Annotated in this window: 6 protein-coding genes; all 6 read right to left on the bottom strand. The window is 65.1% G+C overall.

All coding sequences use genetic code 11. From position 1 onward, the window contains the following. Positions 1–100: 100 nt before the first annotated feature. Positions 101–661, bottom strand: a complete 561-nt coding sequence (locus LG367_RS17435; RefSeq protein WP_226470546.1) for a hypoxanthine-guanine phosphoribosyltransferase — start codon at positions 659–661, stop codon at positions 101–103. Continuing rightward, a complete protein-coding gene (gene nagZ, locus LG367_RS17430) occupies positions 658–1,680 on the bottom strand; it encodes a beta-N-acetylhexosaminidase (protein ID WP_226470545.1) in 1,023 nt (340 codons plus the stop codon). Before nagZ ends, LG367_RS17435 begins: the two co-directional genes overlap by 4 nt. Positions 1,681–1,683: 3 nt before the next feature. Beyond that, positions 1,684–2,205, bottom strand: a complete 522-nt coding sequence (locus tag LG367_RS17425; RefSeq protein WP_226470544.1) for a CYTH domain-containing protein — start codon at positions 2,203–2,205, stop codon at positions 1,684–1,686. Between the two features lie 158 nt (positions 2,206–2,363). Continuing rightward, on the bottom strand, positions 2,364–3,701 hold the full coding sequence (rlmD, locus tag LG367_RS17420) for a 23S rRNA (uracil(1939)-C(5))-methyltransferase RlmD (RefSeq protein ID WP_226470543.1): 1,338 nt from the start codon (positions 3,699–3,701) through the stop codon (positions 2,364–2,366). A gap of 104 nt (positions 3,702–3,805) precedes the next feature. Beyond that, positions 3,806–4,417, bottom strand: a complete 612-nt coding sequence (locus LG367_RS17415) for a DUF1318 domain-containing protein (protein ID WP_226470542.1) — start codon at positions 4,415–4,417, stop codon at positions 3,806–3,808. A 45-nt stretch (positions 4,418–4,462) separates the two neighbouring features. Next, a partial coding sequence (locus tag LG367_RS17410) for a translocation/assembly module TamB domain-containing protein (RefSeq protein ID WP_226470541.1) occupies positions 4,463–6,511 on the bottom strand: 2,049 nt, incomplete at its 5' end.

Raw genomic sequence — 6,511 nt, 5'->3', positions numbered from 1 at the left:
CAAAGGCAAAAGCCAAATGGATCCCAGCTTTCGCTGGGATGACGGCAAAGCGAAAGGCCGGATTCCGGCTTCCGCCGGAATGACGAGCAAGAAAGAACCCTCACTCCGCCAACGCGTAAATCCCCGGCAAATTCCTTCCCTGCTCGTGATAATCCATCCCAAACCCAAACACATACCGATCCGGCACCGTCACCCCGACGTAATCCGCCTCGATATCATCCACGCAGCGATCGTGTTCCTTGACTGCCAGCACCGCCACCCGCACCTCGTCGGCGCCCTGATCCTCGCACCAGCGCTTCACCGCATACAGCGTGTGCCCTTCATCGAGGATGTCGTCCACCAGCAACACGCGACGCCCGCGCATCGGCGTGGCCGGACGATGCAGCCAAGCCAACCCGGAACCGGAAGTGCTGCCGCGATAACGCGTGGCATGCAGGTAATCGAATTCGAGATCCAGCCCGCGCTCACCCAACGCCAGTGCCAGCGCCGCCGCGAACGGCATCCCGCCATGCATGATCGTGACGAACAACGGCGGCTGCTCGTCCTCGTGATAATCGGCATGCACCGCCTCGGCCATGCGCGCGATCGCGGCATCCAGCACGGCGCGATCGTGGATCAAATCGGCGCCCACCAGCGCCTCGGCAAGCCGCGGCTGACTCATGCGTATCCTCCCTGTTCACCACCCAGACGCGACTGCGCCTGTTCGTAGCGTGTATCGGCGAGCAATCCATCCCAACCACGGAAACCACGACCGATGAGGCCGATCAAGGCCATCGTGTTGAGCTTCCTTCCGTCGACCGCCGCCAGCGATTCCTCGACGAGTTCCGGATGGCACACCAGCACCACGTCGCAGCCGGCATCCAGATGCGCGTCGATGCGTGCCTTCACGCCGCCCGCCGAGAACGCGGCCGCCATGCCGATGTCGTCGGAGAACACCACGCCGCGAAAACCGAGTCCGCCGGAAGCCCGATCCTTGCGCAGGATCTCCTCGATCCAGAAGCGCGAATAACCGGCCGGCTCCGGCGCCACTTGCGGATAGGCGACATGCGCCAGCATCACCGCGTCGGCGCCCGCCTCGATGCCCGCCGCGAACGGCACAAGATCGCTCGCGCGGATGTCCTCCAGCGAACGATTGTCGACCGCATCGTCGAAATGCGTGTCCTCGCGCACGGTGCCGTGACCGGGGAAATGCTTGAGCGTGGCCGCCATCTCCGCAGCGTGCATGCCGCGGATGTAGGCGCGGGTGAATTCGGCGACGATTTGCGGATCGTCGGAAAAAGCACGATCACCGATCGCCAGATTGCCGCGACCGAGATCGACCACCGGCGCGAAGCTCAGATCCACGCCACTGGCACGCACTTCGCTCGCCATCACCCAGGCGTGTTCCTGCGCGAGTTCCAGCGCCGCGACCGGATCGGTGGCGTACAGCCGCCCGATGTTCTCCAGCGGCGGCAAGGCGCTGTAGCCTTCGCGGAAGCGCTGCACGCGCCCGCCTTCCTGATCCACGCAGATCAGCTGTGGCCGCGGCGCGGCCTCGCGGATCGCGACGGACAGTTCGGACACCTGTGCCTTCGAAGCGAAATTGCGCTTGAACAGGATCACACCGGCGCAGGCGTCATGCTGCAGCCAGTCGCGCTCCTGTGCGGTGAGTTCGGTGCCGGCGACGCCGATGACGAGCATGGTTTACTCCAGGAAATCCGTGGCCTTGCGCTCGTCCTCGCTCCATTGCGAATACGGGCGCGAAGCCAGGGCCAGATTGTAATAGCGTGCGCCGTCCGTGACTTCACATCCGAGCCAAGTTGGCCGCTGGAACGCCTCGTCGGCGCTGTCCAGCTCGATTTCGGCGACCACGAGCCCGGCATTCTCGCCCAGGAACTCGTCGACCTCCCACAAATGACCGGCGTGGTTCACATAATGCCGCCGCTTGTCGATCATGTCGCCGACGCACAGTTCCAGCAGCGCGCGAGCGTCCTGCGGCGGAATCGGATAGTCGAATTCCTGCCGGGTATGGCCGAGTTCGCGTGACTTGATGTTCAGGAATGCCTCGTCACCGGCCAGACGCACGCGCATCGACGCCTTCTGCGCACCGCTGTCCATCGCCGCCTGGTCGTTGAGGTAGCCCTGCGCCATCGCCACGGTCTCGTGCGCCTCCTGACGCCAGCCATCGCCGACGACGAGAAATTTGCGTTCGATTTCGATGCCCATCGCCGATCATTTCCTAATAGGTTGTTGAAAAACGCACATCCTGTGCGTTTTTCAAATCGCGAGCCCGGTACACGCCCGGACTCGCTCGCGGCAAATCAAGCGCTTACGCGCTTGTTTCGCCGATGCGGCCATCCATGGCCGTACTGGCAGGGCGTTTTTCAACGCCCTGCCGGTTCGAACACGGCGATCGATTCCACGTGCGCCGTATGCGGAAACATGTCCATCACACCGGCCGCACGCAGCGACCAGCCCTGCTCGTTCACCAGATATCCGGCATCCCGTGCCAGCGAACCCGGATGGCAGCTCACGTACACGATGCGCTTGAATTGCTTCAGCGGCAGCTGCCGCAGCACATCGATCGCGCCCGAACGCGGCGGATCGAGCAGCAGCTTGTCGAATCCCTGTCGCATCCATGCCGTGCCACGCTGGTCCTGGGTGAGATCGGCCGAGTGGAATTGCGCGTTCGAAAGATTGTTGTGCGCCGCGTTCTCACGCGCGCGCGCCACGAGCCCGGCCTCACCTTCCACGCCGACCACCTCGCGCACGCAGCGCGCGAGCGGCAGCGTGAAATTGCCGAGTCCGCAGAACAGATCGAGCACGCGATCGTCCGGCTTCACGTCCAGCAGTTCCAGCGTGCGGGCGATCATCTTTTCGTTGAGCCCGGCATTGACCTGGATGAAGTCGAGCGGGCGGAATTTCAGTTCGACATCCCAGGCCTGCAACCGGAACGCCAGTGGCGGCCCGCTTCCATCGGCATGCAGTGGCCACAGCGGATGCACCGAATCGACGCCGCCCGGCTGCAGGAAGATCGCGAAGCCATGCCCCTGGCCGAACGCGACCAGTTTTTCGCTGTCCGCCGCCGACAGCGGCTGCAGATGGCGGAACACCAGCGCGATGGTCTCATCGCCGGCGATGAACTCGATCTGCGGAATGTCGCGACGCGCCTCCATGCCGTCGACCAGCGCGGCGAGTGCGTCGATGTGCTCGCCGATCTGCGGAATCACCGTATGGCAGATCGACAGCTCGGCGACGAAGCGCGGATCGCGCTCGCGGAAACCGACCAGCGTCTTGTCCTTCTTTTCCACGCGCCGCACCGAGAACCGGCCCTTGCGGCGATAGCCCCAGCTGTCGGCGGTCAACGGCGGCAACAGGGTTTCCGGCGTGACATGGCCGATGCGTTCGAGGTTCTCCTGCAGGACGCGCTGTTTGGCAAGGATCTGCTTCGATTCCTCAAGATGCTGCAGCACGCAGCCACCGCAGACGCCAAAATGCGGGCAGCGCGGCTCGACGCGATCGGCGGAGGCTTGCAGCACCTCCACCGTCACTGCTTCATCGAAGTGGCGCGAGCGCGCGGTCTGCCGCGCCATCACACGCTCTCCGGAGAGCGCGCCAGCGACGAAAACGGCTTTACCGTCCTCCCGACGGGCAACGCCGCGCCCGTCGTGGCTCAAATCATGGATGTCGGCGAGGAAAGGCGTCTGGTCGAGTCGGGCCACGTGGCGATGGGCTGCGGGCGGAATGGCCGCGTATTGTCGCAGATACCGCGCTGCCCTCTTCTCCTGGAAGAAGAGGACGCATCGCCCGCGGGTTCACGATGGCGTCATTTCTGCTTCCAACTGCCGCCGGCATCCTGATACCACCAGCCGCCCTTGGCGCTGTCCGCCCACTGCCGGGCGAACACGCCACGGATCTGCGCTTCCCACTCCGGGTGGTTGTTGGCGACGGCGATCTCGCGATACACGGCCTTGGCATCGCGGTTCTGGTCGGCCACCGCCTGGTTGACGCCGACGCGATCGGACAAGCCGATCTTCGACGCATCGCGTACCTTTACCTCGCCGTTGTTGGCGAATCCGAGCGCGCCGGCATCGAAATGCTTGCGCAGGCTGCTATCGAAACGGCTCTTCATGCGCGCCTGGATGGCCTGGATCGCCGGTGTCTTGATGTTGATGTCCGGCTGGTCCTGCGCGTAGGCCGGAGCGATGCCGATGAGCATCAGCGGATCGAACTTCACCCGCATCGCCATGCCACCGGGCTTCGGTGCGGGTGCGGGCGTGGACTCCGGCTGGGACGGCTGCGCATCCTCGCCGAGTACCTTGTCGACGAACTCCTTCGCCGCCTCCTTGGCCTCCGCCGCCGGGAAATAGACATTGATGGTGACGCAGGCGGTCAGGGCCAACGCCGCGATGACCGGCATTCCTAGCAAACGACGCATGTCTGTTCTCCCGGAGAAGTTGCAAGGCTGTTGATTCGATACGACTTATTCAAACACAGGCTTCACATCGCCCTTGCCGACGGCCGCGACCCGCTCGACCAGGGTCGGCCAATCGACCCGGCGATTGAATCCGACCACGTTCAACCGAGGCACGCCGGCGCCTTCGACGATAGTAAATCCAAGGCCGGCTGAACGGAGCCCGCCCATCATGCAGATCTCGTTGGCGAGCCGGCACGACAGGCCGATGCGGCGATAGCCGAAATCGTCGAACAGGCCGATCAGCCTGCCTTGCAGGCTGCTCACGATCGAAGCGTCGCCGACGCTGGAGATGTTCTGCACCGCGCGCTGGCTCAGGCGCTGGCGCACGCCACGTTTCGGCACGGTGTGCAGTTCGGCGTCGAAGGCCGTCGGCGTCCAGTCGACCAGTCGCAGATTGTCGACACGGCCTTCCAGCCGGCCGCTGATGCTGCCGAAATCGAATACCTCGGTGATCGCCAGCAAATCGAGATCGTGCAGGGCCAGATCGGCCGAGAGCGTCGGCGCGACGCCGAAGGGACGTTCCATCGACAACGCCGAGACGGCGATCCGGCCACCGAACAGCTGCATCGACAGTCCGCCGTCGAAATCGATGCGTTCGTCGGCATAGCGCGCAGCCGGAATGCTGCCGCTGAGCGTGCCGCGGAACGCCGGGCCGCCCAGCGACGTCGACAGCTTGCCGATGTCGAGTCCATCGAGTGTCAATCCGAAGCCGAGCTGCAGTCCGCGCTCGCCCGAGGGTGGGCGCAGGGTCAGGCCGTCGAAGCGCATGGTGCCGTCGAGGATCGGGACGGTCACGACATCGCGCGTGCGCAACTCACCTTCGGCGCTACGCCAAGGCAGGATCGCGGCGCCGAACGGAATGCCATCGAGCGCGCCCGAACGCCAGCGCAGCGTGCTGTCGACGGCGGCGCCGTCGGAGTAGCGCAGATCGCCGTCCAGCCCTTCGAAGGCGAAGCGGCCGTTCGTTTCGTCCTTCAGGGACACATCGTGCAGGCGCCCATCGATGCTCGACAATACTCCACGCCTGAGTGCGACTTTCGCATCGAGGCTTCCCTGCATCCGCATGCCGGCAAGGCCGGCCACGCCGAGCGTGCCGGAAAGATAACGCTGACCGACCGGTGCCAGATCGGCGCTGCGCAGATCGAGGTCGAGGCGATCGAGTGTGGTATCGGCAGCAAATCCGGCGGAACCCGTCACCTGCAAGGCATTACCGTCGCGCCATTCGAACGCGGGCAGTGTCCAGCCCTCGCCCGCGCGCTGCATCGCGTCGATGCGCAATGTCACCGGTGAACGCTGCGCGGAAGCATCCGGCAATGCGATGTAAGTGCTGCCGAACAACAATTCGCCACCACGCAACTCACCATCGACCTTCAACAGCGTGGCATTGACCGGCTTGCGGTAATCGATGCGGAAACTGCCATTGAGCTTGTCCGCCGCGATGCTGGCATCGGGCGTTTCGAGCGCGCCGTCGGCCAACGCCAGGCGGCCATCGACACGCAATGGACCGCGCGCCGGCACGCGCACGTTGAGCCTGCCATCGAGCGTGCCGCGCTTGAGCTGCCCATCGGCCCAGGCTTGCGAGGCCAATGCCTGCGCCCAGGCCACCGGAACGCGCGTCAGCACCAGTCCGGTGTCGTCGGGCGTCGCCGCGCTGCGATGCAGGGCGAAGCTCGCGCCGCCTTGCGACAACGTCGCATCGGTACTTGCGGTGGCGAGCGCCAGCGACAGCCGCATCGGCTTGCCTTGTGGTGTTCGCAGCGTGCCGTCGCAATGCCAGCCGCCCTGCGCATCGCGCGATAGCGGGCAGTGCCAGGTGAGATGGCGGAACCGGTAGCCGAGGTCGTGGGCATCGACCTGCTCCGCGCTCAGCGTGAGATCGCCACGCGCCGCCTGTGCCGGCCAGTCGAGCCGGACTCGCACGCCCTGCAAGGTGGCGACCGGGGTGGTGACGCGAGCGATCTTCGCCGTGAGCACGCGCGCATCGGCGGGCACGGCGAAGGCACACAGCGTCGACAGCAACAGGTGTAGGATCGCCCGCGACATGGCCCAGGGCCT

The sequence above is a fragment of the Luteimonas panaciterrae genome (assembly GCF_020511115.1).
Lineage (GTDB): Bacteria > Pseudomonadota > Gammaproteobacteria > Xanthomonadales > Xanthomonadaceae > Luteimonas > Luteimonas panaciterrae.
Note: the sequence above shows the minus strand (reverse complement) of the source record. Positions and strands in the feature narration are given on the sequence as shown.

Coding starts and splice junctions, on each gene's coding strand:
- LG367_RS17415 (WP_226470542.1), bottom strand. CDS start 4,417: ATGCGTCGTTTGCTAGGAATGCCGGTCATCGCGGCGTTGGCCCTGACC.
- LG367_RS17425 (WP_226470544.1), bottom strand. CDS start 2,205: ATGGGCATCGAAATCGAACGCAAATTTCTCGTCGTCGGCGATGGCTGG.
- nagZ (WP_226470545.1), bottom strand. CDS start 1,680: ATGCTCGTCATCGGCGTCGCCGGCACCGAACTCACCGCACAGGAGCGC.
- LG367_RS17435 (WP_226470546.1), bottom strand. CDS start 661: ATGAGTCAGCCGCGGCTTGCCGAGGCGCTGGTGGGCGCCGATTTGATC.